Source organism: Pseudomonas sp. TH41 (genome assembly GCF_016650695.1).
Classification (GTDB): domain Bacteria; phylum Pseudomonadota; class Gammaproteobacteria; order Pseudomonadales; family Pseudomonadaceae; genus Aquipseudomonas.
Genome location: NZ_JAEKFH010000003.1, coordinates 588,190 through 612,867 on the forward strand (window position 1 = coordinate 588,190; position 24,678 = coordinate 612,867).

Consider the following 24,678-nt stretch of genomic DNA (forward strand, 5'->3'; position numbering starts at 1 on the left):
ATTCGCGATCCCCTGTAGGAGCTGCCGAAGGCTGCGATCTTTTGATCTTCAGGCCATCCGCATCCGCCGCGCCCGGAGCCCGGCAATCAGCGATGGCCCCAACGCCACCAACGCCGATCCCAGCACCACCAGCACCGCCCCGCCATACCCCAAACCATTGATCGTCTCGGCATGCACATACTCTGGCCACATCCATGCCGCGAACGCCACCGCAACAAAGGTCACCAACGGTGTGATCGCCAAGGTCGCACTCACCCGCGAAGCTTCCCAATGGGCCAGTGCTTCAGCGAACGCGCCATAGGCAATCAAGGTGTTCATGCAGCACGCCAGCAACAGCCAACCTTGCAGCGGGTTCAATTGCAGCGCTTCCAGCGGGTGCACCCACGGCGTCAGCAACAGCGCGCAAAACAGGTAGATCACCATCATGACCTGCAACGAATTCCACACCGTCAGCAGTTGTTTCTGGCCCAGCGCATAGAAGGTCCAGACCGTTGAAGCCAACAGCACCATCAACACACCGGCGGTGTAGTCCGTCAGGGACGTGAGCAACTCAGTCAGACGCTGATTGAAAAACAGCCCGAAGCCAATGAGCAGCACCAGCAAGCCAATGCCCTGCCCCACACTGAACCGTTCCTTGAACACAAACAGACTGGCGATCAGCAACATGATCGGCCCCATTTGCACCACCAGCTGAGCGGTGCCGGGGCTGAGCAGGTTCAGGCCCATCAGGTACAGCACGTAGTTGCCCACCAGACCGAGCACCGCCATCACCACCAGCCAGCCACCGCGCGGGCCCAGGACTTTTCGACTCGGCAGACGTTTGGTCGCTGCCAGGTAAATGAACAGGCACCCACCGGAAACCGTCAGGCGAAACCAGGTCACCGTCACCGGGTCCATCACCAGCAGCACTTGTTTGAGTTTGATCGGCAGGATTCCCCACAGCAACGCGGTCAACAGGGCCAGGAACAGACCGTAAACCCAGCGACCCGATGAAATGTGCATGCGAACCCCAAAACCAGAAAACCAGATCCGCCATTCTAGGCGCAGAGCTGTGCGGCACACAGGGACAGTTTGTCGTTGGCCGCGAATGAAACTGTGCAGGTCGCAACGTTAAATTGGCACGCTGCCGTCGATCAGGTGATCAGGCGTTGCAAGGGGTTCATGCATAAGCTCATTGGACTCACCACCGGCTAAAACACTTCAGGAGTTTGCCATGTACGGCATGCGCGCCCAGGACAACGCCCCCGCCACGCATTTTCGCAGCCACCGGATGTGCCGTGTGAATGGAGAGTTGTACTTCAGCACCCGGGAAAACACCCTGGAGGGGCCGTTTGATAATCCGGAGCGCGTGGCGCGGGAAATTCAGGCGTATATCGATCGGATGCAGGCATTGGGCGCAAGACGTTAGACCGGAGCGCTGCCTTCGCGAGCAAGCCCGCTCCCACATTTAACCGCATTCCAATTTGAAAACCCGGTCAATGTGGGAGCGGGCTTGCTCGCGAAGTCGATGTAACAATCACCACAAACTGTCGAGGTTTAACGCACCGCTTCAAACAACCCCGTAGCCCCCATCCCGCCCCCCACGCACATGGTGACGATGCCATAACGCAGTGTGCGTCGCTGCAACTCACGAACAAGGTGGCCGACCTGGCGCGAACCGGTCATGCCGAACGGATGGCCGATGGAGATCGAGCCGCCATTGACGTTGTATTTCTCGTTATCGATCCCTAGCCGGTTGCGGCTGTACAGGCACTGAGAGGCGAATGCTTCGTTGAGCTCCCACAGGTCAATGTCGGCAATCTGCAAACCTTTGGCCTTGAGCAGTTTCGGCACTGAAAAAACCGGGCCGATGCCCATTTCATCCGGTGCACACCCGGCCACGGTAAAACCGCGGAAGAAGGCTTTCGGCTTCAGGCCCAGCGCCAGGGCTTTTTCCAGGCTCATTACCAGGGTCATGGAGGCGCCGTCGGAGAGTTGCGACGAGTTACCAGCCGTGACCGAACCGTCTTCGGAAAACACCGGTTTCAAACCTGCCAGACTTTCCAGTGTGGTATCCGGTCGATTGCAGTCATCCCGATCGACGATGCCGTCGAGGATTTTCACCTCACCGGTCGCCTTGTCTTCAACCCGATACTTCACCGCCATCGGCACGATTTCATCGTCGAACAACCCGGCGGCTTGAGCCTGGGCGGTACGTTGCTGGCTTTGCAGGGCGTACAGGTCTTGCTCTTCGCGGCTGACGTTGTAACGACGAGCGACGATTTCGGCGGTCTGGCCCATTGGGAAGTAGATGCCCGGCACCTGCTCTTTGAGCAGCGGGTTGATCAGGTTATCGGTGTTGACGCTTTTCATCGTGAGGCTGATGGACTCGACGCCACCGGCGACGATGATGTCGCTGCACCCCGAAGCGATCTGGTTGGCAGCAATGGCAATCGCCTGCAAGCCCGACGAGCAGAAACGGTTCAGGGTCATGCCGGCAGTGCCGATGCCCAGACGCGACAACACCGCGACGTTGCGACCGATGTTGTAACCCTGGGCGCCTTCGTTGGAGCCGGCGCCGACGATGCAGTCTTCGACACTGGCCGGGTCAATGCCCGTGCGCATCAACAAGGCATCGACACAATGTGCCGCCATGTCGTCAGGGCGGGTCTGGTTGAACTTGCCGCGAAAGGACTTGGCCAGGCCGGTCCGCACACTGTCGACGATCACCACTTCACGCATGGCATACCTCATTGTTGTTGTCGGTTGAGAGTGGACCGAGCATAAGTCCACCCCATTACCCACAGCGACAATCATTCACCCCGCGTATGCGCAACCATCGGCTTACCGCTTGTTTTTCAGCTTTTTCTCATGCTTGTCGGATTTTTCGAACGCCTCTTCCAGCGCACGGTTGATGGTGCGCAAGACCTTGACGCGTGCCCAATGCTTGTCATTGGCCTCCACCAGGGTCCAGGGCGAAATCTCGGTGCTGGTGCGATCGACCATGTCACTGACGGCGGCGCGGTAGTTGTCCCATTTTTCACGATTGCGCCAATCATCTTCGGTGATCTTGAAGCGCTTGAAGGGGATCTGTTCGCGCGCCTCGAACCGTTCCAGTTGAGTCTGCTTGTCGATGGCCAGCCAAAATTTGACCACGATCACGCCGGCATCGGCGATCTGCTCTTCGAAGTCGTTGATTTCACTATAGGCACGTAGCCAGTCAGCCGGACTGCAAAAGCCCTCGATGCGCTCTACCAGTACCCGGCCATACCAGGACCGGTCGAACACGGTAAATTTGCCCCGTGCCGGAAGATGCCGCCAGAAACGCCAAAGGTAGGGGTGCGCCCGCTCCTCCTCGGTCGGCGCAGCGATCGGCACGATGCTGTATTGGCGCGGGTCCAGCGCTGCAGCCACCCGGCGGATTGCCCCGCCCTTACCGGCGGCGTCGTTGCCTTCGAACACCGCCACCAGGGCGTGTCGACGCATGCGTTTGTCGCGCATCAGCCCGGAAAAACGCGCCTGCTCGGTGATCAGTTGTTCCTCGTAATCGTCCTTGGCCAGATGCAAAGTCAGATCGAGGCTGTCCAGCAAGTTCATCTGATCGACGCTGCTGGGCAATGGCGCGGCACTGACTTTGTCGGGGTGAATCTTGGGACGACTCAGGGCCGCCTGCAGGCCTTCAAGCAGGATCTTGCCCACCGCCAGGCTGCGATAACGCGCGTCCATTCCGGCGATCACATGCCATGGCGCATAGTCACGGCTGGTGCGGCGCAGAATGCGTTCGCCATATTTCACAAATTTGTCGTAGGTCTGGGATTGTTGCCAGTCCAGCGGACTGATGCGCCAGCTGTGCAGCGGGTCATCCGCCAAGGCTTTGAGGCGGGCCTTCATCTGCTTCTTGGAGAGGTGGAACCAGAACTTGAAGATCAGCGCGCCTTCATCGCACAGCATCTTCTCCAGTCGCTCGGCGGCGTTAATGCCCTGGTCGAGCCGAGGGTCCTTGAACTCACCATTGACCCGGCCTTGCAGCATCTGGCTGTACCAATTGCCAAAGAAAATCCCCATGCGGCCCTTGGCGGGCAGCATCCGCCAGTAACGCCACGCCGGTGGCCGCGCCAGCTCTTCGTCGGTCTGCTGATCAAAGGTGCGGACCTCAATCAAGCGCGGGTCCATCCACTCGTTGAGCAATTTGACCGTTTCGCCCTTGCCGGCGCCTTCGATGCCGTTGATCAAAATGATCACCGGAAAACGTTTTTGTTGCTGAAGCTCGAACTGCGCTTCCAGCAACGCTTCACGCAGGGCCGGCACTTCGGCGTCATAGGTTTCTTTGTCGATGGCGTGACCGATTTCAGCAGATTCGAACATGGACGACTCCCTTCCCGGATTGAGCAAGACTAGCGGATTGGGACGACAGTCAGCAGAGAAAATTCCCTGCGGTGTGGACTTCTGTAGGAGCGAGCCTGCTCGCGATGGACGTTAACGATAACGGGTATTTTCTGAATAACCGCGCCGCTCTTGAGTCCATCGCGAGCGAGCTCGCTCCTACAGGGGCAAGCCACGGATCAAGCACCGCCTCGGCAATCGGCTAGAATGGCCGCCTTGTCGTTGCCGAGCCTGCCATGAAACCTGTATTGCCCCACGCCCAGCTCGACTGGGACGACCAAGGGCTCCCGCGTTCGCGGGTGTTCGATGATGTCTATTTTTCGGACAAGTCGGGCCTTGATGAAACCCGTTACGTGTTCCTCGAACAAAACGCTTTGCATGAACGCTTCGCCGCATTGCCGGCGGGCGGTCGATTGGTGATTGGCGAGACCGGCTTCGGCACCGGGTTAAATTTTCTTTGCGCCTGGCAACTGTTCGAACAGCACGCGGTGGCCGGTGCGCGGTTGCATTTTGTCAGCGTCGAAAAGTACCCGCTGAGTCCGTCTGACCTGCAACGAGCCTTGGCCCTGTGGCCTGAACTCACCCTGTTTGCCGATCAGCTGTTAGCGCAATACGTGGCGATCCATCAAGGCTTCCAGCGCCTGGTGCTGGATAACGGCCGAGTCACCCTGACCCTGCTCATCGGCGATGCGCTGGAGCAGTTGCCGCAACTGGACGCGCAGATCGACGCCTGGTTTCTCGACGGTTTTGCCCCGGCAAAAAACCCCGACATGTGGACCGCCGAGCTGTTTGCCGAACTGGCCCGTCTGGCCGCGCCCGACTCGACCATCAGCACCTTCACCAGCACCGGCTGGGTGCGGCGCCTGCTGAATGCGGCGGGTTTCAAGATGAAGCGCACCCCTGGCATCGGCCACAAATGGGAAATCCTGCGCGGCGTGTTTCTCGGTTGGCCGCAAGACGTAACAGCGCCAGCCGTGGCCAAACCGTGGTTCGCGCGTCCGACGCCGCTGACCGGCGAACGTCATGCACTGGTGGTCGGTGCGGGTCTGGCGGGATGCGCCAGCGCCGCCAGCCTGGCGGCACGGGGTTGGCACGTGAGTCTGCTGGAACGGCACGACGCTCTGGCGCAGGAAGCCTCGGGTAATCCTCAGGGCGTGCTGTACCTCAAGCTTTCGGCACATGGCACGACGTTGTCGCAACTGATCGTCAGTGGATTCGGCTACACCCGACGCTTGCTCGAACACCTGCAGCGTGGCGTCGACTGGGACAATTGCGGCGTGCTGCAACTGGCGTTCAATGCCAAGGAAGCGGAGCGCCAGGCGCAATTGGCGGCGGCGTTCGCTCCAGACCTGGTGCACTTGGTCGATCAGGCCCAGGCTCAGGCGCAGGCTGGCATTGCCTTGGAACACGGTGGACTGTTCTTTCCGGAAGGTGGCTGGGTTCACCCGCCCGCGCTGTGCCACTGGCAGGCGTCCTCGACGAACATTCAGTGGCTACCCCATCGCGAAGTGTTAGACCTGCGCAAGGTCGATGACCAGTGGCAGGCCTGGGATGGTGACGTTCTGCTGGCCAGTGCTCCCGTGGTAATTCTGGCGGGTGCCGCCGAGATCAAGCGTTTTGCGCAGAGCGCTGAGCTACCTCTCAAACGTATTCGCGGTCAAATCACCCGACTGGCGCAAACCCCGGAAAGCCAAAGCCTGGCCACCGTTGTCTGCGCTGAAGGCTATGTCGCACCGGCTCGCTTGGGCGAACACACCCTCGGGGCCAGCTTCGATTTCAAGAGCGATGACCTGACCCCGACTGTCGCCGAACACCTCGGCAACCTGGCCCTGCTGGAGGAAATCTCCCCCGACCTGGCCACTCGACTGCACGCTCAGAAGCTGGACCCGCAACAACTTGAAGGACGCGCCGCCTTCCGGTGCACCAGCCCGGACTACTTGCCGATCGTCGGCCCGCTGGCCGAACACGTGACCTTCGCCGATGCGTACGCCGCACTAAGTAAAGACGCCCGCCAAGTCCCCGACATTCCTTGCCCCTGGCTTGAGGGTTTCTACGTGAACAGCGGGCATGGCTCTCGCGGTCTAATCACCGCCCCGCTGTCGGGAGAGCTGCTGGCGGCATGGCTGGATAACGAACCCTTGCCGCTGCCACGAGCGGTCGCCGAGGCGTGTCATCCCAACCGTTTTGCCGTGCGCCAACTGGTCCGCGGAAAAATCTGACGCCCCGCCTTATAACTTATCGGTCTAAAACTCCGGGGATTGAGCCGGGTCAGTTTCTGAGTACCCGCCGTTTCTGGCAGGTATCGATTGACCCTCCCCAACGGAAAAAACCGGTAAGGATTTTATGTGCGGATTAGCTGGCGAGTTACGTTTTGATCATCAACCTGCGGACCTCGCAGCCGTTGAACGAATCACCCATCACCTGGCCCCTCGCGGCCCTGACGCGTGGGGATTTCACAGCCAAGGGCCGATTGCCCTGGGCCACCGCCGCCTGAAAATCATGGACCTGTCGGACGGCTCGGCGCAGCCGATGGTCGACAACCCACTGGGTCTGTCCCTGGCCTTCAACGGCGCGATCTACAACTTCCCCGAACTGCGCACCGAGCTGGAAAGTCTCGGTTACGCGTTCTATTCCGACGGCGACACCGAAGTGCTGCTCAAGGGTTATCACGCCTGGGGCGAAGCGCTGCTGCCGAAGCTCAATGGCATGTTCGCGTTTGCGATCTGGGAGCGTGATGCCAAGCGCCTGTTCATCGCCCGCGACCGTCTCGGCGTGAAGCCGCTGTACCTGTCGCGCACCGGCCAGCGCCTGCGCTTCGCCTCGGCACTGCCGGCGTTGCTCAAGGGCGGCGATATCAACCCGATTCTCGATCCGGTGGCGCTTAATCACTATTTGAATTTTCACGCTGTGGTCCCGGCGCCGCGCACCTTGCTCGCTGGCATCGAAAAGCTGCCGCCAGCCACTTGGATGCGCATCGAAGCGGACGGCACCACCGAGCAGAAAACCTGGTGGACCCTGCCCTACGGCCCAAACGCCGACGAGATGAATCTGACACTCGAAGACTGGCGCGACCGTGTGCTGGACAGCACCCGCGACGCCGTGGCGATTCGTCAACGTGCGGCGGTCGACGTTGGTGTGCTGCTTTCCGGTGGTGTCGATTCAAGCCTGCTGGTCGGTCTGTTGCGTGAAGTCGGCGTGGAAAACCTGTCGACCTTCTCTATCGGTTTCCAGGATGCCGGCGGCGAGCGCGGCGACGAGTTCCAGTATTCGGACCTGATCGCCAAGCATTACGGCACGCAGCACCACCAACTGCGCATCGACGAAAAAGAGATCATTGAACAATTGCCTGCCGCGTTCCGCGCCATGAGCGAGCCGATGGTCAGCCACGACTGTATCGCCTTCTATTTACTGTCTCGTGAAGTGGCCAAGCACTGCAAAGTGGTCCAAAGCGGTCAGGGTGCCGACGAGTTGTTTGCCGGTTATCACTGGTATCCGCAAGTCGACGGCGCCGCCGATCCCTACGCTGCGTATCGCGAGGCGTTCTTTGACCGCAGCTACGACGACTACGCCGCCACTGTGCAACCGAAATGGCTGACCGCCAATGACGCCGCCGGTGACTTCGTCAAAGCACATTTCGCACAGCCTGGCGCGGATGCGGCAGTGGACAAAGCGTTGCGTCTGGACAGCACCGTGATGTTGGTCGACGACCCGGTCAAACGCGTCGACAACATGACCATGGCCTGGGGCCTGGAGGCGCGCACGCCGTTTCTCGACTATCGCCTGGTGGAATTGTCGGCCCGGGTGCCGGGCAAATTCAAACTGCCGGACGGTGGCAAACAGGTGTTGAAAGAAGCGGCGCGGTTGGTCATTCCGAGTGAAGTCATCGACCGCAAGAAAGGCTACTTCCCGGTGCCCGGACTCAAGCATCTACAGGGCGACACGCTGAACTGGGTGCGCGAATTACTGCTTGACCCGAGTCAGGACCGTGGCCTTTTCAACCCCGCGATGCTCGACCGCCTGTTGACCGATCCGCAAGGCCAGTTGACCCCGTTGCGCGGCTCCAAGCTGTGGCAACTCGCGGCTCTGAACCTGTGGCTCAGTGAACAAGGAATCTAATCGATGAAACCCCATGCCACGGCTTACAGCCAACGCTTGTTGCGCGGTCAGTCACCCTCTTATGAACGTTTGCAGGCACGTCTGGCCGAAGACGGCAGCGAATTGGGCGTCGCGCCGATTGCCGTGCACTGCGGCTGGGGGCGGTTGCTGATCGGCCACACGTTTCCCGATGCCGCCAGCCTCGCCCAGGAACTGCTCAACGAGCACCCCGGCGAGCGTGACATCGCCCTCTATGTCGCCGCACCCCAACAAGTAGTGGGGCTGGAGCCGGCGCAGCTGTTTCTCGACCCGTCCGACACCTTGCGTTTGTGGTTCAGCGATTACCGTCAGGCAACCCGCGTTTTTCGCGGCTTTCGCATCCGCCGGGCCCAGAGCGACGCAGACTGGCAGTCAATTAATCAGCTGTACCAGGCGCGCGGCATGTTGCCAATCGATGCGAGTTTGCTGACGCCACGTCATCTGGGCGGCCCGGTCTACTGGCTGGCCGAAGATGAGGACAGCGGCGCGATCATCGGCAGTGTCATGGGCCTCAATCACCATAAGGCGTTCAACGATCCGGAAAACGGCAGCAGCCTGTGGTGCCTGGCGGTCGATCCGCAATGTTCACGGCCGGGGGTGGGTGAAGTGCTGGTACGGCACCTGATCGAACACTTCATGAGCCGTGGGCTGAGTTACCTCGACCTGTCGGTATTGCACGACAACCGGCAGGCGAAAAATCTTTACGCCAAGCTTGGCTTTCGCAACCTGTCGACCTTCGCGATCAAGTGCAAGAACGGCATCAATCAGCCGCTGTTTCTAGGCCCCGGTCCCGAGGCGGACTTCAATCCGTATGCACGGATTATCGTCGAGGAAGCCCATCGTCGCGGCATCGATGTGCAGGTCGATGACGCCGACGCCGGGATGTTCACCCTCAGTCATGGCGGGCGTCGGGTGCGCTGTCGTGAATCTCTGAGCGACCTGACCAGCGCCATCAGCATGAGCCTGTGCCAGGACAAAAGCCTGACGCACAAAGTGCTCAAGGCTGCCGGTCTGAAATTGCCCATCCAGCAACTGGCCGGCAATGCCGATGACAACCTGGCGTTTCTCGAGGAGCACGAACGGGTGGTGGTCAAGCCGCTGGATGGCGAACAGGGCCAAGGCGTTGCCGTGGATTTGCAGACGATTGAAGAGGTACAGCAGGCGATCGAGGCCGCCCGACAATTCGATAGCCGCGTGCTGCTGGAAAGCTTTCACGAAGGCCTCGACCTGCGGATCCTGGTGATTGGTTTTGAGGTCGTTGCCGCCGCGATTCGTCGACCGGCCGAAGTGGTGGGCGATGGTCAACATTCCCTCGGCGCACTGATCGAAGCCCAGAGCCGGCGCCGTCAGGCAGCGACCGGTGGTGAAAGCAAAATCCCGCTGGACCCTGAGACTCAGCGCACTTTGCACGCCGCGAGTTACGACTACAGCAGCATTCTGCCGGCGGGCGAGCATCTGTTCGTACGGCGCACAGCAAATCTTCATACCGGCGGGATTCTTGAGGACGTGACAGCGATCCTTCATCCGACGTTAGTGGATGCGGCGGTACGAGCGGCGCGGGCGTTGGACATCCCGATGGTCGGGCTCGACCTGATGGTGCCTGCCGCCGACCAACCGGAGTACGTGTTTATCGAAGCCAATGAACGCGCCGGACTGGCCAATCATGACCCGCAGCCGACCGCCGAGCGGTTTGTGGATTTGTTGTTTCCGCACAGTCAGCCAGCAGCTTCGTAGTGATGTAGTGCCTGGATGGGCCCCTTCGCGAGCAAGCCCGCTCCCACAGGGGAACGCGTTCAAATGTGGGAGCGGGCTTGCTCGCGAAGGGGCCCATCCAGGCACCAAAACTCTACAGCCCAGACACTTCAGCAAATCTGTGCTCTCCCCTCATCGAAACCATCGATGTTCTTTACTCATCAGGAGTTTCCATGACCAGCAAAATTCCCGAACCGGATCTCAACTACCTGCAAAAAGTCCTGTTGGAAATGCTCGCCATTCCCAGCCCGACCGGGTTCACCGACACCATTGTGCGTTACGTCGCCGAACGCCTTGAAGAGCTGGGCATTCCGTTTGAAATGACCCGCCGCGGGACCATCCGCGCCACGCTCAAGGGCAAGAAGAACAGCCCCGACCGGGCGGTCTCCGCGCACCTGGACACCATTGGCGCCGCCGTCCGCGCGGTGAAGGACAACGGCCGTCTGACGTTGGCCCCCGTGGGTTGCTGGTCCAGCCGTTTTGCAGAAGGCAGTCGGGTGAGTCTGTTTACCGATAACGGCGTGATCCGTGGCAGCGTGTTGCCGTTGATGGCGTCGGGGCACGCGTTCAACACGGCCGTGGATGAGATGCCAATCAGCTGGGATCACATCGAACTGCGCTTGGACGCCTATTGCGCCACCCGCGCCGATTGCGATTCGCTGGGCATCAGCGTCGGCGATTTCGTTGCTTTCGACCCACTGCCGGAGTTCACTGAAAGCGGCCACATCAGCGCTCGTCACCTCGACGACAAGGCTGGTGTTGCTGCACTACTGGCGGCACTTAAAGCGATTGTCGACAGCGGCGAAGCGTTGATGATCGACTGTCATCCGCTGTTCACCATCACCGAGGAAACCGGCAGTGGCGCTGCGGCAGCGCTACCTTGGGACGTCAGTGAGTTCGTGGGCATCGACATTGCGCCGGTGGCGCCGGGCCAACACTCCAGCGAACACGCCGTGAGTGTGGCGATGCAGGATTCTGGCGGACCTTATGACTACCACCTGTCGCGGCATCTGCTGCGATTGGCCAGTGACAATGAGTTGCCGGTGCGCCGCGACCTGTTTCGTTACTACTTCAGCGATGCCCATTCGGCGGTCACCGCCGGCCACGATATTCGCACCGCCCTGCTCGCCTTCGGCTGCGACGCCACTCACGGCTACGAACGTACCCACATCGACAGCCTCGCCGCCCTCAGCCGCCTGCTCGGCGCCTACATCCTCAGCCCTCCGGTATTTGCCAGCGACGCACAACCGGCCAAGGGTTCGCTGGACCGGTTCAGTCATCAGATCGAACATGACACGCAGATGGAAAGCGATACGCGGGTGCCATCGGTGGATAGTCTGGTGGGGCAGCGGTCGGATAGCTGACTTGGGATTTTCGCTGGCTCGGACATCGCCTTCGCGAGCAGGCTCGCTCCCACAGTTGACTGCATTCCTCCTGCAGGAACTCGGTCAAATGTGGGAGCGAGCCTGCTCGCGAAGACGCCAGATCAGGCGCCCATTTCTCCCCAGACTAGCCGCAATCTTTCATTCGCCGTAGCATCGCGCCATTGTTTACCCGAGGTGCCTATGCTGATTCCCCACGACCAACTTGAAGTCGACACCCTGACCCGCCTGATCGAGGACTTCGTGACCCGCGACGGCACAGACAACGGCGATGACACGCCGCTGGAAACCCGTGTGTTGCGCGTGCGCCAGGCGTTGACCAAGGGCCAGGCGCTGATTGTCTTCGATCCGGAAAGCGAGCAATGCCAGTTGATGCTCAAGCATGATGTGCCCAAGCACCTGTTTGACTGAGATGTTCAGCAACCTTTGGCTTTTGCCCGTTTGACCTGGATGCGCTTATAGACTTCAGCCCGGTGCACATTGACGTTGGGTGGCGCTTCTATGCCGAAGCGCACACTACCGCCGTTGACGGCCACAATGCGCACCGTAATGTTGTCACCGATGGAAATCAATTCGCCCACAACGCGGCTGAGTACAAGCATGGCATTCGTCCTTCAGGGTTACCGGACCTTGAAGATGCCCGGCGCGGCGCGGGGCTTCAATGCGATGCAGGCAAATCAGTCCCGCCCTACAGCGCCCGACGAATCACCCTTTCGGAAACGTCTGACAAAGCCGTTATATGTAGGAGGGATCCGTCAGGAAGCGGAGAGCCGCGGGCCGAAAAGGATGACACTGGCCCCGATCACGCACAGCGCCACGCCGAACCAGTCCGAGCCCAGCGGGCGAATCCGCTCGACTACCGCCAGCCAGCCAATTGACGCAATGATGTAGATGCCGCCGTAGGCGGCATAGGCACGACCGGCGTAGGTCGCTTCGACGCGGGTCAGCAGCAGCGCGAACAAGGTCAGGCTGAGCAGCCCCGGCACGACCCACCAGGCGCTTTTGCCTTGGCGCAGCCACATCCAGAAAGCGAAGCAGCCGGCGATTTCAAACAGCGCGGCGAGGAAAAACCACAGGTAATTGAGCATGCAAAGGTCTCGCGAGGAAGGCCGGTTGCGGCCACCCTAACGAGCGTGCTGCGTGCGGGCAAGCTTAGCCTGCGGCTTGTTTGGCCTTGGCGCGCATCTTATCGGCCATGACCTTCATTTCGTTGTAGAGCAGTTGCGGATTTTTCTGTTTGATCGCCCAGGCCATGCGGCCCTGTTCGTGGGGCAGAATCATGAATTCGCCGGCGGCGACGTGTTGGTAGATATAGTCGGCAATGTCGGCAGCGGTGATCGGCGAGCTCTCAAGCAGCTTGCCGACCTGGGCTTTCATGGCCGGCGTCGGGCCACGGAAGGAGTCCAGCAAGTTGGTCTGGAAGAACGACGGGCACACCACGTGCACACCGATTTCCTGCTGTGCCAGTTCGATCAGCAGGCTTTCGGACAATGCCACCACGCCCGCCTTGGCGACGTTGTAGTTGCTCATGGCCGGGCCTTGCATCAGGGCCGCCATCGAGGCGATGTTAATGATTTTGCCTTTAGTTTTTTCTAGCAGTGGCAGGAAGGCCTTGCAACCCTTGACCACACCCATCAGGTTAATCGCGATCTGCCAGTCCCAGTCTTCCAGGGACAGCTCATTGAAAAAACCACCCGAGGCAACGCCGGCATTGTTGACGATGACGTCGATGCCACCGAGCTTCTCTTCGCAGGCCTGAGCGAAGGCGGTCAGTTGACTGTAGTCGCGCACATCACAGCGTTGGATAAAACCATCGCCGCCGGCTTCGCGAACCCGTTTCAAGGTTTCCTGCAGCCCCGGCTCGCTGACATCCGACAACGCCAACTGCCAGCCTTCACGGGCCCAGCGCAATGCGATTTCGCGACCTAAGCCCGAGCCCGCGCCAGTGATCATCATGCGATTTTGCATAGCAAACAGCCTTGTTGTTCGGAGGAAGATGCGCCGAGTGTAGCGAAGGATATTGTCCAACCCACGCTCCATCAGATTGCTGAATGGCTCGAGCAAACCGTGGGCGCGACGGCGTTAACCAGAACCAACAAAAAAAAGGAAATAAGCCTTTGTTCAAAAAACATTAAAAAAACTTGGAATTTTCCTTCGTTCGCCACAGTCGGATTTTGTAAGCAGCTCGAATTAATTGCATTCCAGCTGATAGTTAAAAGGCTAGGTCATTCCAGAACACTTCCAACAAGGAAATAGACATGGGCACAATTCTTATCGTTATCCTGATCCTGTTGCTGGTGGGTGGTTTGCCAGTGTTCCCGCACTCCAGAAGTTGGGGTTATGGCCCGTCGGGCATCATCGGCGTGGTGTTGGTGGTGCTGTTAATCCTGCTGTTGCTGGGCAAGATATAAAGATTTAGCAGGCAAAAAAAAGAGGCCCTTATGATGGGCCTCTTTTTAGTTGCGCCAAACTTAGTCCGGCTTGCCGTCAACCACACCGGCGGTGTTGTCGAGCAGACTTTTGGTCGCTGTTTGCAAGAACGACTCAAGTTTCTGCTTGAGGACTGCTTCGTCAGCGGATTCCGGAATCACCTCACCTTTCGGATTGGCGCCCAGTTCGTACTGATACAGCTTGGGCGGCATGTCTTTGGGCAGTACCAACACTCGGTCCGCGGTCAGCAAGGCCACTGTCTGATCATTACCCGAAGGTTTGATCACGCCGAAACCCTTGTCGCCTTCCGGGAGGTTCAGCAGATCACGACCCCAGCATTGATGCACCACGTCGCCACCTACGCGCCCCATGATGGTCGGCACGATGTCGATCTGCGTGCCTACCGTGTGGTCACGCTGGCCGAATTTTTCCTGGATGCCCGGCGCGATCATCAGCATCGGTACGTTGAAGCGGCCCAGGTCCATTTCGGTGATTTGCTGTTCGTTGCCAAAACCGTGGTCGCCAACGACCACGAACAGGGTTTCGTTGTAGTACGGCTCTTTACGCGCCTTCTCAAAGAACTGGCCCAGCGCCCAGTCGGAGTAACGCATGGCGGTCAAATGTTCGTTGAGGGTGCCACGGTCGGTCACAGGCTCCACCGGCAATGGCGTCGGCATCGCGTATGGCGTGTGGTTGGAGAGGGTTTGCAGCAAGGCATAGAACGGTTTTTTGTCCTTGCCATCGCGTGCTTTCAACTCTTCCAGACCACGGTTGAACATGTCCTGGTCGGACACGCCCCATGTCGGGTCGGAAAACACCGGGTTAACGAAGTCGTTACGACCAATGAAATTGGTCATGCCCTGGTTGCTGAAGAAACCCGACTGGTTGTCCCAGGCAAAGTCGCCGTTGTAGACGTACACATTGTCGTAGTCACGAGCGCTGAGCAGTTGCGGCAGGCCAGACAATTTGTGGCTGCCTTCCGGGGTCTGCATCAGGTACTCGAAACCCGGCAGGTTAGGGAAGCAGGCCATCGTGGCAAACATGCCTTGGTGGGTATGGGTACCGTTGGAGAAGAAACGGTCGAACAACAGGCCTTCTTTCGACAATTTGTCGAAGTATGGCGTGATGTTGCCCGGACGACCCAGAGCGCCCACCGAGTGACCGGCGAAGCTTTCCATCAGGATCACGACGACATTCTTGATCGGCAGGGTCTTGTTGGCGTCGGGCGTGTAGTTACGGCGTACCGCGGCGATGTCGGCATCGACCAGCTTCTCGCCCGGAATCAGCAATATGTCACGCACGGTCTGCTGGGCCAATGGTTGATCCAGCGTCGCTTTCCAGATGTTGCTGCGCTCGTCCGACATCCGGCTCTTGGCCGCGGCAATCAGTTGCAAGGTGCCGTTGAGGCCCAACTGGTTGGCGAAGTTGGAGTCCGTGGTGTAGACGTCACCCCAACGCAACGGCGGACCTTGACGCAGGGTGCCACGAGCGGCAACCACGCAGATCAGCAGGCACACCACGAACACCACAATGCGCGCATACCACGGAGCGACCTGGCGCGTGCCGATGCTACCGCCGCTGAATGGACCGCGGGGACGGGTGGCGCGATCGGCGCCCTTGAACGCCAGCGTCAGAATCAAAGTGCCCACAGCCCAGGCCAGCAGGTAGCGAACCACCGGAAAACCGTACCAGAGCATGCTCATAACGGTTTTCGGGTCTTCCTTTACATACTGGAAGACCAGGCCATTGAGACGCTGGTGGAATTCACGGTAAAAGTCCATTTCCATCAGGCCGAGGAACAGCGCGATGCTGGAGGTAACAGTCAACCAGAAGCGAAAGAGCCCACGAGCCGCCATGGCCCGGGCGCTGAACAGCGCCAGCAGCAGCGGAATAATGAGATAGACCACGATGCGCAGGTCGAAACGCAGACCGTTGCCAAATGCCTCGAGGAAGGTCGAGGCCGGCGTATCGAGGATCATTGACCGGTTGTAGACCAGCAGCGCGACGCGCAGCAGGCTGAACATGACCATCATGACAAGGGCACACAGCAGCGTGTAGGCCAGATGCGATTTGACGGTCGGTTGCAGCAGGCGACTTGAAGCTCGCTGCTGATTCAGGGCGTCCGGGATTGCCATGTCGTTTTAGGACCCATTGGAAGTTGAAGTTTCAAAAATACAGCTGCGCCCTGCCCTCTTTTGGCCATTACTCGGCCCCGTGGCTTGCGCGGTGCGCAAATGTTGCACGATCAATCGCAGCATTGCCATTGATTACTGCCGGGCATTGCTGGCGCGGGCGAATTGTCTTGGAGGCTTTGTGAAAATTTCGTGCAACGCATATCTGGAAACACAATAAAGTCCCAAGCGACTGATGCCAGTTAATTCGGGCGTATATCCGTTTTTGCGGTAGCGGCTGCTGGCGGTTTTGCTCTTACGGCGAGTCACTTGGAAAAGCCCCAAGTCACCAAGGGCTTGCGCCCCGCCATTCGGTGCCTCGCCTGGGGGGCAGGCAGATCAAAATCTAAAGCAACATCAGGATCAAAAGATCGCAGCCTTCGGCAGCTCCTACAGAGGATACGCATTCCCTTGTAGGAGCTGCCGAAGGCTGCGATCTTTTGATGTTGAGGCACCGAACGAAAGGGGCAAGAGCCCTTGATTACTTTGGGGTTGGGCGGCATTCCGTTCTTCCAAGTGACCCGCCGTAAGTTACCTGACTGACACTAGCCCACAACCCTACCTAATAAAAAACGCCCCGAACAAGTCGGGGCGCTTCATCAAACGAGCGACACGCTTACTTCTCGGCGCGTTCTCTCAAGGCTTTCAAGGTATTGAACGGCGCATCGACCACGAACTTGTTGGCCACCATCGACGGGATGCTGCCGCCCGGCTCGGTGTGCACCTGATAAGTCACTTCAATCTGGTCGCCCTTGGGTACGAACTTCCAGAAGCCATCGACCTTGGCGACCCGGACGAAACCTTTTTCTTCGGGAACGTACTTCGGCACGCCTTCGAGCTTGCGGGTCAGGCTGCCATCGGCACCTTCGACGGTGGTGACATGCAACACCGAATCACGCGGAGTGACCGGCCATGGGGTGTTGAACTGAGTGTATGTCCAGCTCTGATCGCCCTCATGCTTGAGCAGCTTCTGGGTCTTGCATTCGTGAATCCAGGCGCAGGCTCCCGGCACGTCTTCCTGCAACGCACGCAGTTTGGCCATGGAGGTTTTCATGACGGTGACGCCCCGGTAGGCCTTGTAGTCGGAGCCGGCGACTTCACTCAACGAAACCTTGATGCCGTCTTCGTCCTTGGCGGTTTTCCAGTCTTCGGCCTGAGCGACCGAAGTAGCCAGCACAACCGTCAAACCACACAGCACAGCGATACGATGCAGCGAACCCATAGTCTTATTCCTTGTTATTGAAGTTCCGTTCGTTGAACACATCACGCCGCCGTCATTTGCTCCCACCAGCCAAGCAACTTGATGGCTTCCTCCCTGCTGTCTCCACACACCTCGGCATCGGCTTCAAACGCCGAGCAAACCGCCGGACGTTCCGGTTTTCCGAAAATACTGCACAGATTATCGACAGACAGTTGCAGGCAACGTTCTCCGGCCCCTTTGCCATTGGGCATACCGGGAATCGGCGAACTGATGGAAGGGGCAATGCAACAGGCGCCACAGCCTTCACGGCATTTCATGACGACGAGCTCCTCGCGATGGGCGATGTGTTAAAGGACGTGGCACAGAGTAACCGCTAAAACAGTTGTTTAAAATTACCAGGGGCCGGGTTTTTTCGCTGAAACGAAGGTGACTGACCAGTCTCCGACAAAGTGTCTGGTTGGCGGGTCATGGAGGAGAAGGAATTAGCGCTTGAACTCGAATTCCAGCGCTGCACCTTCGACCTCACGGCGTTCTTCGTTGCGCCGTTGCAACTGCATTTCGTTGTTGATCAGCCTTCCGTTGAGCTGAAACGCAGCATTACCGGCCTTGTCACCGAACATTTGCGGTAACACCGTATCGTGTTTGGGCAACGGTACCGTACCGATCGGTTTCAACTGGTCGGCCATGTCCTTGGGCAGGCTCAAATCCAGATTGGCCGGAGGCAGTTGGGTGTTCACCACCTCGCTGGCCAGCTTCGACTTGGACGCAATCGGCGGGCGTTTCTTGACTGCTGCCGGTTTCTTTTTAACCGGCGCGGCGTTCTTGGCAGGTGATGTTTTTTTCGAGGTGCTTGCTGCCGGTTTTTCCTGAACGGAAGCCGCCATTACACCTTCGGCCTGACAGGTTAACAACAGGCAGATCGACAGCCAGATGGCAGGAAAAATCGGTTTCATGGACCCAACAGCGCTAACGGCAGAGGGCCATATGCTCGCCTGTTGGACGTCACAAGACAAGCACGGACAGGTATAACCTGCCCGTTCTATCAAATGCCCCCGGCCATCTCCTGGCAAAGCTGAGTGGCCAGCAGGCCAAGGGTCATCAATGCTCGTTCGGCTTCACGGTTCCAGGGTATACCGCAGTTCAGCCGAATACAGTGATTGAACTGCTCGGTGTTACTGAAAATCAGCCCCGGGGCGATGCTGATGCCTTGCTGCAAGGCCCGCACGTGCAGCTCCTGGGTGTTGACCCGCCCTGGCAGACTGACCCACAGAATGAAACCGCCGGTCGGTCGGGTCATCTGTGTGCCTTCCGGGAAATACTGCTGCACCGCCAGCTGAAAGGCGCTGAGATTCTTGCGGTATTCCTGACGGATGTAGCGCAAGTGACGGTCGTAGCCGCCGTTCTCCAGATACGCCGCGATGCCCATCTGCGTGACACTGCAGGCGGAATGCGTACTGAAGGTTTGCAAGCGCTGGATCTCCTGCTGGTACTTGCCGGCAATCATCCAGCCGATCCGCACGCCTGGCGACAGGGTTTTGGAGAAGCTTGAGCAATAGATCACTCGATCCAGCCGATCGTAGGCCTTGAGCGATTTGGTGCGACCTTGTTCAAACATCAATTCGCCGTAGATATCGTCTTCGACAATCTGGATATCGAAATCCGAGGCCAGCCGCAGCAGTTGCTTCTGCCGTTCTTCCGGCATGGTGCCGCCCAAAGGATTGCTCAGACGAGTGGTCAGCACCAGCGCCTTGATCGACCACTGGTTGGCCGCCAACTGCAGGGCTTCGAGGCTCATGCCAGTGGCCGGATCGCTGGGGATCTCGATGACCTTGAGGCCCAGTAAGTCTGCCAGTTGCAGCAAACCGTAATAGGTCGGCGATTCAGCAGCGATCAGATCACCTGGCCGCGTCAGCACGCGCAACGACATCTGCAAGGCATCGACACAACCGTGGGTGATCACCACTTCCGACGGATCGACCACCACGCCCGCATCGCGCATGCGAATCGCCACTTGTCGGCGCAACGGCTCAAAACCCGGGCTGAACATATAGCTGAAAGCCCGAGGGCTATGAAAACGGGTGACTTTAGCCAGTTGTTGATGCAGCGCCCGCACTGGCAGGTAATCGACGCTCGGCACTGCGGCGCCCAACGGGAACACGCCCTCGCGGCGGGACTCGACCAGTACTTGCTGAATGATGCTGCTGCGAGTGACCAGACCGGGGCGCTCGACCCGGGCGATATCCGGCGTCGGCGCCGTCAGCGCTGGCGTCTGGTGCACGTAATAACCCGACTGCGGGCGGGCACGGATCAACCCCTGATCTTCGAGATTGGCGTAAGCCTGCAACACCGTGGCATGGCTGACGTTGAGCTGCGAGCTCATCTTGCGCACCGAAGGCACGCGCTCCCCCGGTTGATAGACACCGCGGCGGATGTCTTCGGCCAGTTGCTGAGCAATACGTTGGTAGAGCAAGAGATTGGTCATGACGCAGCACTCGATTTCACGGGCATTTTATTCTTGTGTGAAACAATACCGGAACAGTTTAGAAGTGTACGGGGACAGTTGCCACAATAGTCGACCATACAGTGCAGTGTCAGCAAAATTTGTACTGCTTTTGGCCGGGCGAGGGCAATTGTCAGGCACAAAAAAACCCGGCGCTGTCTGGCAGGGCCGGGGCGTAGGAGCTGTGTGCTGCGTGCTGCGTGCTGCGTGCTGCGTAGATTGTAGGAGCTGTCGAGTGAAACGAGGCTGCGATCTTTCCGGGTTCACTTGAGTCCCAAGCGAACCCGGAAAGATCGCAGCCTCGTTTCACTCGACAGCTCCTACACAGCTCCTACACAGCTCCTACACAGCTCCTACACAGGGTTTCTGGCGTCACCCTTAGCGGGCGGCGCCGAGCTGGCCTTTTTCGTCGGAGAACACAATTTCCACTCGACGGTTTTGTGCACGACCTCGCTCGGTGGCGTTTACGTCCACCGGGTATTCGTCGCCGTAGCCTTCGACCTGAATGCGTTTGTCGTCGATGCCAAGGTCCATCAGGACATCCGCCACCGATTGCGCACGGTCGCGCGACAGCTTGAGGTTGTCCTGTTTGCCGCCGGTGCTATCGGTATAACCTTCGATGCGCACCACACGTTTGGGGTTGAGCTGCAGGAACTGGACGATTTTCAATACCACTCGGTTTGCGGAGTTTTTCAACTCTGCTTCGCCGGTGTCGAACAGTACATCGCCCAGCGTCATCACCAAACCACGGTCGGTCTGAGTGGTGGCCAGTGCAACAATCTGTTCTTCGAGCCACTTGCCCTGCTGCTGCACGCTCAGCAGTTTGGATTCTCGCAGGGCCAGTTGCAGGCGCTGGCGCTCCAGTTCGAGTTTGGCCGCACGCTCTTCGTTGAGCACCTGATTGGTGTGTTCCCGGGCGATTTCGCTGTAGCGTTGGCTCAGATAAGCGTAATGCAGCACGTCGGATCCGCTGCCCCAATAACTGGACAGACGATCCGCGCGGGCCAGGGACTCACCGGCGCGAATCACGTCCTTGGGTGCGATACGCAGCACATTGGCGTCTTCCTTGACCTTCTGGAAATCGGTACCGGCCTGCTGCAGCGCGGCCTCGCTGTGCTGGCCGGCGCAACCGTAAAGGCTGGCGCAACCTGCCAGGATCAAACCGCCGAGCACTTTGGATTTGAGGCTCATTGGGCATCTCCCAATTGCTTGTGCAGGCGAGTGATGCGGGTATTGAGCACGTTCAGCTGCTCCTCACTTTTGAGGGTCAGGACCCGGGCTTCGGCCAGACGCGCATCCAGCTCGGCCTGTTCGGCCCGCATGCGTGCGTGTTTGTAGGACTGATCGGCCATGTTGCCCTGGGCACGGGTGAATTTTTCTTCTGCCAGCTTCATCTCCGGCACTTCGTCGGCGTTGGCGCCCACGGCCTTGGCTTGTTCAAGTGCCTGTTCGGTCAAACGTATTTGTTCATTCGGCGCCGGATCGGCTGCACAACCCGCCAGAGCCAGAACGGCCAGGGCAGCGAAAAGAGGTCGAATACTCACTAAGAATCCCTACTGTTTTGGGGTACTGACGGGTTGTTGCTGCTGCGATTTCCAACGCTCGATGTTGCGCTGCAAGATGGCTTCCGTCAGTCCGGACGCGGGCAATTCTGTCATCTTTTTAGCCAGCTGTCCGCGCAACCATGGATCGTTGCAGGCGGAGTTATGGGAAACCGCGAGGAACAGACCGGGTTTGTCGACCGGCTGCGAGCGAGCCACCAGGTCGTTGGCCATGCTCAGTGCCTGCGCGGCCGCCATGCCCGAGTAGCGTCCGGCCAAGACATAATCCACCTCGCCCAAGAGCAACTTCTGAAAGGCCTGGGTCAGGTTCGGCGTGCGCACGAGGGTCAATTGCTGTTCGGCGAACGTGCCAAATGCGGGGGTCATTCGAGACTTTTCCGACAAGGCGCCGGGATGACCGTGAAGGTCCTGTGCTTCGTTGTAGACCAATGCCGAGTCTTTGCGGGTCCAGACAAGGTAATCGTTTTCCAGCAACGGCGGATGAATGTAATCCAGGGTTTCCAGCTCGCTGACCGTCAACGGCGCGTCCGCCAACATGTCCATGCGCCCACTGCGCACTTCATCCAGGGCTTGGGAGCGTTTGCCGGCGTAAAGCATCTCGACCTTGATGCCCAACTGCCCCGCTACTTGCTGCAACAGATCGGCACTGGCGCCGATCAGGTGCTTGGGGTTTTGCGGGTCTTGCCACAGGTACGGCGGCGCATCGGGGCTGCCGGTCACCACGAGGCGTTCGCACTTGCCTGCGGCACTGGACAGCATTGGCAACATCGTCAGGCCCAGCAGTACTGACTGACCGAACACTCGGCGCAGATCCATGGCGACACTCTCCCATTCAAAACCGGTTAGACCCTGTAGGAGCGAGCTCGCTCGCGATGATCTCCAGTGCGCCGCGTTTATCCGGAGTGCGCGTCAACGTTAACGTCCATCGCGAGCAAGCTTGCTCCTACAGAAGAACAAAAAAAAAAGCCCGACCAAAAGGTCGGGCTCTTTATAAGTCAGGCCGCTGGATTAGACCAGCTTCTCAAACTCAGGGATGGCTTCGAACAGGTCCGCCACCAGGCCGTAATCGGCCACCTGGAAGATCGGCGCTTCTTCGTCCTTGTTGATCGCAACGATCACCTTGGAGTCTTTCATGCCGGCCAGGTGCTGGATCGCGCCGGAGATACCGACCGCGATGTACAGCTGTGGAGCAACGATCTTGCCGGTCTGACCGACCTGCATGTCGTTGGGTACAAAACCTGCGTCGACCGCGGCGCGAGAAGCACCAACGGCAGCGCCCAGCTTGTCGGCCAGGGCGTACAGGTGTTTGAAGTTGTCGCCGTTCTGCATGCCGCGGCCGCCGGAAACGACGATCTTGGCAGCGGTCAGTTCCGGACGATCGGACTTGGCCAGCTCTTCGCCAACGAAGCTGGAGATCGCAGCATCGTGAGCAGCAGCAACGGTTTCAACGGCAGCCGAACCACCTTCAGCAGCCACCGGGTCGAAACCGGTCGCACGCACGGTGATCACTTTCACCGCAGCGTTCGATTGAACGGTAGCGATGGCGTTACCGGCGTAGATCGGGCGCTTGAAGGTGTCAGCGCTTTCAACCGAGATGATCTCGGAGATCTGGTCAACGTCCAGCTGAGCGGCAACGCGCGGCAGGATGTTTTTGCCGTTGGAGGTAGCGGCAGCCAGGATGTGGCTGTAGCCCTTGCCCAACTCTGCAACCAGCGGTGCGACGTTTTCCGGCAGTTGGTGAGCGTAGGCGGCGTTGTCGGCCACCAGCACTTTAGCCACGCCAGCGATTTTCGCAGCGGCTTCAGCCACGGCGCCAACGCCCTGGCCGGCAACCAGAACGTGGATGTCACCACCGATTTTGGCGGCAGCAGCAACAGTGTTCAGTGTGGCCGGGGCCACTACTTTGTTGTCGTGTTCAGCAATAACCAAGATAGTCATTTAGATTACCTTCGCTTCGTTTTTCAGTTTCTCGACCAGTTCAGCCACCGACTTGACCTTGATACCCGCGCTGCGTGCCGCTGGCGCTTCGACTTTCACGGTCTTGTTGGTGGAGGCGGTGGAAACGCCCAAAGCGTCCGGAGTCAGCACTTCGAGAGGCTTCTTCTTGGCTTTCATGATGTTTGGCAGGGACGCGTAGCGCGGCTCGTTCAAACGCAGGTCGGTGGTGACGATGGCCGGCAGTTTCAAGGAAACTGTCTGTGCGCCGCCGTCGACTTCGCGAGTCACGGCAACGGTGTCGCCGCTGATTTCGACTTTCGAAGCGAACGTGCCCTGACCGTAGCCGCTCAATGCAGCGAGCATCTGGCCAGTCTGGTTGTTGTCGCTGTCGATGGCTTGTTTGCCAAGGATCACCAGCTGAGGCTGTTCCTTGTCGACAACCGCTTTCAACAGTTTGGCAACGGCCAGGGACGTCAGATCTTCGGCGGACTCGACGAGGATGGCGCGGTCGGCACCCAGAGCCAGCGCGGTGCGCAGTTGCTCTTGAGCGGTGGACGGGCCGACGGAGACGACGACGATTTCAGTCGCAACACCTTTCTCTTTCAGGCGCACAGCTTCTTCAACGGCGATCTCGCAGAACGGGTTCATCGACATCTTGACGTTGGCAAGATCGACGCCGGAATTGTCCGCCTTGACGCGAACCTTAACGTTGTAATCCACAACGCGTTTGACAGCTACAAGAACCTTCATGGATTCCTCGTTACTCTCCGGTGAAAAGAAAGTCGCCTAGGCGAACCTGGCGGATGATGCTCATCGGCGCAAGGGCACCTCTAAAAACGCTGGCACAGGATCCGGTGAACGTGCTCACGACAGTGATGACCGTTCGTCAGCGATGACCGACGAGTCATTCATTATCGCGGCGTGTAAACTGCGTAGCCAAAGATCGCAACGCATTACCGGGTACTGCCATCGCCCTGTCTTTAGAGGTGCACTTGAAACCTATAGTCAGCCTACGGCGAGCGCAAAACCGACCGTATCTTGACCGGAACGCCTATTCCGGTCAATACGGCAAAATGGCCGTTCGTAAGCCGCGTGACTTTGATTTATCTGGCCTGGAGCCGATTCAAACAAACGTTTGTATTGGACGCTAGGAGTGGTGTAGATATAATGCGCCACCCAGAGAGAAAGGTGGTTCATCGATTGTCCTCTCCCCCGCTCGCGCAGGGGTTCATGGATGCGACACCAA

23 protein-coding genes are annotated in these 24,678 nt (G+C 59.0%); 7 read left to right on the top strand and 16 right to left on the bottom strand.

Going from position 1 to position 24,678, the window contains the following annotated elements; all coding sequences use genetic code 11:
- Nucleotides 1-48: 48 nt before the first annotated feature.
- Nucleotides 49-1,002, bottom strand: a complete 954-nt coding sequence (locus JFU37_RS05360; protein WP_201113697.1) for a DMT family transporter — start codon at nt 1,000-1,002, stop codon at nt 49-51.
- 211 nt (nt 1,003-1,213) lie between these two features.
- Here JFU37_RS05360 and JFU37_RS05365 point away from each other — a divergent pair, with 211 nt between their 5' ends.
- Nucleotides 1,214-1,408 carry a DUF6316 family protein gene (locus JFU37_RS05365; RefSeq protein ID WP_201113699.1) on the top strand — a complete coding sequence of 65 codons (195 nt, stop codon included), beginning with the start codon at nt 1,214-1,216 and terminating at the stop codon, nt 1,406-1,408.
- 128 nt (nt 1,409-1,536) lie between these two features.
- On the opposite strand, the gene JFU37_RS05370 is transcribed toward JFU37_RS05365, so the two are convergent.
- Nucleotides 1,537-2,721, bottom strand: a complete 1,185-nt coding sequence (locus JFU37_RS05370) for a thiolase family protein (RefSeq protein ID WP_201113701.1) — start codon at nt 2,719-2,721, stop codon at nt 1,537-1,539.
- Nucleotides 2,722-2,823: 102 nt separating this feature from the next.
- A complete protein-coding gene (gene pap / locus JFU37_RS05375; RefSeq protein WP_201113703.1) occupies nt 2,824-4,344 on the bottom strand; it encodes a polyphosphate:AMP phosphotransferase in 1,521 nt (506 codons plus the stop codon).
- Nucleotides 4,345-4,598: 254 nt separating this feature from the next.
- Between pap and mnmC the strand changes: the two genes are divergently transcribed.
- The 5 genes from mnmC to JFU37_RS05400 all read left to right on the top strand — a co-directional run bounded on the left by mnmC (nt 4,599) and on the right by JFU37_RS05400 (nt 12,041).
- Nucleotides 4,599-6,581, top strand: a complete 1,983-nt coding sequence (gene mnmC, locus JFU37_RS05380; RefSeq protein ID WP_201113705.1) for a bifunctional tRNA (5-methylaminomethyl-2-thiouridine)(34)-methyltransferase MnmD/FAD-dependent 5-carboxymethylaminomethyl-2-thiouridine(34) oxidoreductase MnmC — start codon at nt 4,599-4,601, stop codon at nt 6,579-6,581.
- A 124-nt stretch (nt 6,582-6,705) separates the two neighbouring features.
- On the top strand, nt 6,706-8,478 hold the full coding sequence (locus JFU37_RS05385) for an N-acetylglutaminylglutamine amidotransferase (RefSeq protein ID WP_201113707.1): 1,773 nt from the start codon (nt 6,706-6,708) through the stop codon (nt 8,476-8,478).
- 3 nt (nt 8,479-8,481) lie between these two features.
- Entirely contained in the window at nt 8,482-10,230 is a 1,749-nt protein-coding gene (gene ngg / locus JFU37_RS05390; RefSeq protein WP_201113709.1) for an N-acetylglutaminylglutamine synthetase, read from the top strand.
- Nucleotides 10,231-10,421: 191 nt separating this feature from the next.
- On the top strand, nt 10,422-11,612 hold the full coding sequence (locus tag JFU37_RS05395; RefSeq protein ID WP_201113711.1) for an osmoprotectant NAGGN system M42 family peptidase: 1,191 nt from the start codon (nt 10,422-10,424) through the stop codon (nt 11,610-11,612).
- Between the two features lie 201 nt (nt 11,613-11,813).
- Nucleotides 11,814-12,041 carry a YheU family protein gene (locus JFU37_RS05400; RefSeq protein ID WP_003199186.1) on the top strand — a complete coding sequence of 76 codons (228 nt, stop codon included), beginning with the start codon at nt 11,814-11,816 and terminating at the stop codon, nt 12,039-12,041.
- A 5-nt stretch (nt 12,042-12,046) separates the two neighbouring features.
- On the opposite strand, the gene csrA is transcribed toward JFU37_RS05400, so the two are convergent.
- The 3 genes from csrA to JFU37_RS05415 all read right to left on the bottom strand — a co-directional run bounded on the left by csrA (nt 12,047) and on the right by JFU37_RS05415 (nt 13,598).
- On the bottom strand, nt 12,047-12,232 hold the full coding sequence (gene csrA, locus JFU37_RS05405) for a carbon storage regulator CsrA (RefSeq protein ID WP_201113713.1): 186 nt from the start codon (nt 12,230-12,232) through the stop codon (nt 12,047-12,049).
- Nucleotides 12,233-12,385: 153 nt separating this feature from the next.
- Nucleotides 12,386-12,718 carry a YnfA family protein gene (locus JFU37_RS05410; protein WP_201113715.1) on the bottom strand — a complete coding sequence of 111 codons (333 nt, stop codon included), beginning with the start codon at nt 12,716-12,718 and terminating at the stop codon, nt 12,386-12,388.
- Between the two features lie 64 nt (nt 12,719-12,782).
- Nucleotides 12,783-13,598, bottom strand: a complete 816-nt coding sequence (locus JFU37_RS05415) for an SDR family oxidoreductase (protein ID WP_201113717.1) — start codon at nt 13,596-13,598, stop codon at nt 12,783-12,785.
- A 284-nt stretch (nt 13,599-13,882) separates the two neighbouring features.
- On the opposite strand from JFU37_RS05415, the gene JFU37_RS05420 reads away from it, so the two are divergent.
- Nucleotides 13,883-14,041, top strand: coding sequence for a DUF3309 family protein (locus JFU37_RS05420; RefSeq protein WP_169858239.1), 159 nt, complete (start codon nt 13,883-13,885; stop codon nt 14,039-14,041).
- A gap of 60 nt (nt 14,042-14,101) precedes the next feature.
- Here JFU37_RS05420 and JFU37_RS05425 read toward each other — a convergent pair whose 3' ends face one another.
- The 10 genes from JFU37_RS05425 to JFU37_RS05470 form a co-directional block, all read right to left on the bottom strand.
- On the bottom strand, nt 14,102-16,195 hold the full coding sequence (locus JFU37_RS05425; RefSeq protein ID WP_201113719.1) for an LTA synthase family protein: 2,094 nt from the start codon (nt 16,193-16,195) through the stop codon (nt 14,102-14,104).
- Between the two features lie 652 nt (nt 16,196-16,847).
- The gene (locus JFU37_RS05430) at nt 16,848-17,453 is read right to left on the bottom strand and encodes an START domain-containing protein (protein WP_201113727.1); all 606 of its coding nucleotides are present in this window, start codon (nt 17,451-17,453) and stop codon (nt 16,848-16,850) included.
- A 41-nt stretch (nt 17,454-17,494) separates the two neighbouring features.
- Nucleotides 17,495-17,749 (bottom strand): YkgJ family cysteine cluster protein, encoded by a 255-nt coding sequence (locus JFU37_RS05435; RefSeq protein ID WP_201113729.1) that lies wholly within the window; start codon nt 17,747-17,749, stop codon nt 17,495-17,497.
- Nucleotides 17,750-17,914: 165 nt separating this feature from the next.
- Nucleotides 17,915-18,385 (bottom strand): translation initiation factor 2, encoded by a 471-nt coding sequence (locus JFU37_RS05440; protein WP_201113731.1) that lies wholly within the window; start codon nt 18,383-18,385, stop codon nt 17,915-17,917.
- 89 nt (nt 18,386-18,474) lie between these two features.
- Nucleotides 18,475-19,914 carry an aminotransferase-like domain-containing protein gene (locus JFU37_RS05445; RefSeq protein WP_201113733.1) on the bottom strand — a complete coding sequence of 480 codons (1,440 nt, stop codon included), beginning with the start codon at nt 19,912-19,914 and terminating at the stop codon, nt 18,475-18,477.
- A gap of 396 nt (nt 19,915-20,310) precedes the next feature.
- Complete coding sequence (locus tag JFU37_RS05450; protein ID WP_201113735.1) at nt 20,311-21,123, bottom strand: OmpA family protein; 813 nt, start codon at nt 21,121-21,123, stop codon at nt 20,311-20,313.
- Nucleotides 21,120-21,476 carry a DUF4398 domain-containing protein gene (locus tag JFU37_RS05455; protein WP_201113736.1) on the bottom strand — a complete coding sequence of 119 codons (357 nt, stop codon included), beginning with the start codon at nt 21,474-21,476 and terminating at the stop codon, nt 21,120-21,122. The genes JFU37_RS05450 and JFU37_RS05455 overlap by 4 nt, the downstream gene beginning before the upstream one ends.
- 9 nt (nt 21,477-21,485) lie before the next feature.
- Nucleotides 21,486-22,310 carry a substrate-binding periplasmic protein gene (locus tag JFU37_RS05460; protein ID WP_201113737.1) on the bottom strand — a complete coding sequence of 275 codons (825 nt, stop codon included), beginning with the start codon at nt 22,308-22,310 and terminating at the stop codon, nt 21,486-21,488.
- Nucleotides 22,311-22,502: 192 nt separating this feature from the next.
- Nucleotides 22,503-23,432 (bottom strand): electron transfer flavoprotein subunit alpha/FixB family protein, encoded by a 930-nt coding sequence (locus JFU37_RS05465; protein WP_201113738.1) that lies wholly within the window; start codon nt 23,430-23,432, stop codon nt 22,503-22,505.
- Nucleotides 23,433-24,182: an electron transfer flavoprotein subunit beta/FixA family protein gene (locus tag JFU37_RS05470; protein ID WP_140676162.1), complete on the bottom strand. Its 750-nt coding sequence runs from the start codon at nt 24,180-24,182 to the stop codon at nt 23,433-23,435. It lies immediately after the preceding gene.
- Nucleotides 24,183-24,678: the final 496 nt, after the last annotated feature.

Excerpts from the sequence above, each read along its gene's own strand:
- JFU37_RS05435 (WP_201113729.1), bottom strand. The coding sequence starts at position 17,749 with ATGAAATGCCGTGAAGGCTGTGGCGCCTGTTGCATTGCCCCTTCCATC.
- JFU37_RS05460 (WP_201113737.1), bottom strand. The coding sequence starts at position 22,310 with ATGGATCTGCGCCGAGTGTTCGGTCAGTCAGTACTGCTGGGCCTGACG.
- JFU37_RS05465 (WP_201113738.1), bottom strand. The coding sequence starts at position 23,432 with ATGACTATCTTGGTTATTGCTGAACACGACAACAAAGTAGTGGCCCCG.
- mnmC (WP_201113705.1), top strand. The coding sequence starts at position 4,599 with ATGAAACCTGTATTGCCCCACGCCCAGCTCGACTGGGACGACCAAGGG.
- JFU37_RS05415 (WP_201113717.1), bottom strand. The coding sequence starts at position 13,598 with ATGCAAAATCGCATGATGATCACTGGCGCGGGCTCGGGCTTAGGTCGC.
- JFU37_RS05470 (WP_140676162.1), bottom strand. The coding sequence starts at position 24,182 with ATGAAGGTTCTTGTAGCTGTCAAACGCGTTGTGGATTACAACGTTAAG.
- pap (WP_201113703.1), bottom strand. The coding sequence starts at position 4,344 with ATGTTCGAATCTGCTGAAATCGGTCACGCCATCGACAAAGAAACCTAT.
- JFU37_RS05445 (WP_201113733.1), bottom strand. The coding sequence starts at position 19,914 with ATGACCAATCTCTTGCTCTACCAACGTATTGCTCAGCAACTGGCCGAA.
- JFU37_RS05410 (WP_201113715.1), bottom strand. The coding sequence starts at position 12,718 with ATGCTCAATTACCTGTGGTTTTTCCTCGCCGCGCTGTTTGAAATCGCC.
- JFU37_RS05395 (WP_201113711.1), top strand. The coding sequence starts at position 10,422 with ATGACCAGCAAAATTCCCGAACCGGATCTCAACTACCTGCAAAAAGTC.
- JFU37_RS05425 (WP_201113719.1), bottom strand. The coding sequence starts at position 16,195 with ATGGCAATCCCGGACGCCCTGAATCAGCAGCGAGCTTCAAGTCGCCTG.
- JFU37_RS05385 (WP_201113707.1), top strand. The coding sequence starts at position 6,706 with ATGTGCGGATTAGCTGGCGAGTTACGTTTTGATCATCAACCTGCGGAC.
- JFU37_RS05365 (WP_201113699.1), top strand. The coding sequence starts at position 1,214 with ATGTACGGCATGCGCGCCCAGGACAACGCCCCCGCCACGCATTTTCGC.
- JFU37_RS05370 (WP_201113701.1), bottom strand. The coding sequence starts at position 2,721 with ATGCGTGAAGTGGTGATCGTCGACAGTGTGCGGACCGGCCTGGCCAAG.
- JFU37_RS05440 (WP_201113731.1), bottom strand. The coding sequence starts at position 18,385 with ATGAAACCGATTTTTCCTGCCATCTGGCTGTCGATCTGCCTGTTGTTA.
- ngg (WP_201113709.1), top strand. The coding sequence starts at position 8,482 with ATGAAACCCCATGCCACGGCTTACAGCCAACGCTTGTTGCGCGGTCAG.
- JFU37_RS05430 (WP_201113727.1), bottom strand. The coding sequence starts at position 17,453 with ATGGGTTCGCTGCATCGTATCGCTGTGCTGTGTGGTTTGACGGTTGTG.
- JFU37_RS05360 (WP_201113697.1), bottom strand. The coding sequence starts at position 1,002 with ATGCACATTTCATCGGGTCGCTGGGTTTACGGTCTGTTCCTGGCCCTG.
- JFU37_RS05400 (WP_003199186.1), top strand. The coding sequence starts at position 11,814 with ATGCTGATTCCCCACGACCAACTTGAAGTCGACACCCTGACCCGCCTG.
- JFU37_RS05450 (WP_201113735.1), bottom strand. The coding sequence starts at position 21,123 with ATGAGCCTCAAATCCAAAGTGCTCGGCGGTTTGATCCTGGCAGGTTGC.
- csrA (WP_201113713.1), bottom strand. The coding sequence starts at position 12,232 with ATGCTTGTACTCAGCCGCGTTGTGGGCGAATTGATTTCCATCGGTGAC.